This is a genomic window from Paracoccus sp. DMF, from assembly GCF_004407025.1.
Taxonomy (GTDB): domain Bacteria; phylum Pseudomonadota; class Alphaproteobacteria; order Rhodobacterales; family Rhodobacteraceae; genus Paracoccus; species Paracoccus aminovorans_B.
This window is the reverse complement of record NZ_SOKV02000124.1, coordinates 1-1,587: the sequence shown is the minus strand read 5'-3', so window position 1 is coordinate 1,587 and position 1,587 is coordinate 1. Positions and strand designations below refer to the sequence as shown.

General features: G+C 69.6%; 3 protein-coding genes. All 3 read right to left on the bottom strand.

The features are described from left to right. Positions 1 to 769: DUF2163 domain-containing protein (locus E3D03_RS20650; protein WP_263568512.1), on the bottom strand; the 769-nt coding region annotated here is incomplete at its 3' end. Beyond that, entirely contained in the window at positions 766 to 975 is a 210-nt protein-coding gene (locus E3D03_RS20645) for a hypothetical protein (RefSeq protein ID WP_062563502.1), read from the bottom strand. The genes E3D03_RS20645 and E3D03_RS20650, both read right to left, overlap by 4 nt. Then, positions 972 to 1,587: lysozyme (locus E3D03_RS20640; protein WP_263568511.1), on the bottom strand; the 616-nt coding region annotated here is incomplete at its 5' end. The genes E3D03_RS20645 and E3D03_RS20640, both read right to left, overlap by 4 nt.

The following is a 1,587-nucleotide window of genomic DNA, read 5'->3' as shown; positions in this document are numbered from 1 at the left end:
AGGTCGCGATCCGCTTGTCGCAGCCCGCCCGGACCACAAAAGCATCCGTCGCCATGATCGGCCGCACCGGGGCTTCCAGCAGGGTGAGGATCGCCAGACCGTCGACGAGATCATGCGACAGCACCTCGACCCGTCGCCCGGCATTCGCCCCAGTCGACCATTCGACGAGACCGAAGGCGAACCACCCCGCCGCGAAACTGCCGAGGCCGGAGGCTGTAAAGGCTCGGTCGCGCAGCGCATCGATCACCGCGCCGATGCCCTTGAAGGCCGGGGCCTCAAGGTTCACGCCGCAGCGTGCATCACCCAGCGCGGCGTCGCAGCTGGCCTGGAACGTTCGTCCGACGGTCTGGCCAAGGATGTGCGCCAGCGACCTGACCTCGGCGACGAAGGCGAGCCGCCCGCGCCGGATCTGACCGATGGCGCCGCGGCGCAGGAGCACGCGCTGCGCCGGGGCCGACCAGTTCACGCGCCAGACCTCGACTGCCGCATTGTCCCACCGGCCGTCGAGGATGTCGGTCTCGGTGATCCGGTCCGACGACAGCACCCCTTGGGCATCCTGCGCATCCACGGACAGATCCGACCCCGACCGGACTTCGGACGCCGTCAGCCCGCTTTCCGGTTCGAACTCGGTCCCGTCGAACGACAGCGTCCGGTCGTGATCGGTGAAGCCGAAGGTCACGCCGTCCGCCCGGGTGATCCGCCAGCACCAGGCGAGCGTCGTGGTGCCTTCGTCGAGATGGGCCTGCAGTGCTGGCGGGAGCGACTTCACTTCCGCCCCCAGCCGCGCCAGAGCGCGATCGAGGCCAGCGCCGAGGAGACGACCCCGCCTGCCGCGCCGGTCAGGGCATAGAGGTTGAAGGGCCTGAGGTCGAAGGTTCCGGTCGCCAGGTCGAAATCCGCCAGCCCCGCCATCGCGAGGCCGGAGGCGATAAGGCAGGCGAGATAGACGAGGCCGCGGGCAAAGGTCCAGTTCATGTCGTTTCCTTTCCGGTGAAGAGGCTGGCGAGGCGCTGCCACCAGCTGGGCGCGGTGGCGGGATGGGTGGGAGGCGGCATTGGCGTGCCGCTCGGGCGCAGCAAGGCCAGCGCCTCGGCCTCGGTCAGCCGCCTGATCGGCCGCGAGAAATCCACCCTGCCGTTGCGGTCGACGGCCCAGACCGGGACGGTGCCGGTCGGGTAGATACCTTTCGCGAAGAGATCGCGTTCCGCCTCGCGCCGGGACCGAATGGCGGCGGGCTTGAGCCAGCCCATGAAGGCCGCTGCGGCCGCCGCGCGGTTGCCTGCGTTCAGGTGACGTGTCAGCGCAGCCTTGGCGATGCCACCCGTGTTGTAGTGGAAGGAGACCAGCGCATCGAACTCGTGCGGTTCCAGCGGCACCTTCACCGCGCGCAGCACTTCGGCCTCGTAGGTCGCGAGGTCGGTGCGAAAGAGCCGAAACGCCTCGCTGATCCCGGCTTGCGTGTCGGCGGGCATCCCGCGTGGCATGCGCGCCGGATCGGGCGGCCCGGCAGCAGCGGTGTGGCCGATGCCAAAGGTCCAGACGTCCCTCACGTCGAGATAGGGTCCGGGCACGACGCCTTCGTGCCGG

What these genes read in the sequence shown, in the direction of transcription:
- E3D03_RS20645 (WP_062563502.1), bottom strand. Translation starts at nt 975, where the DNA reads ATGAACTGGACCTTTGCCCGCGGCCTCGTCTATCTCGCCTGCCTTATC.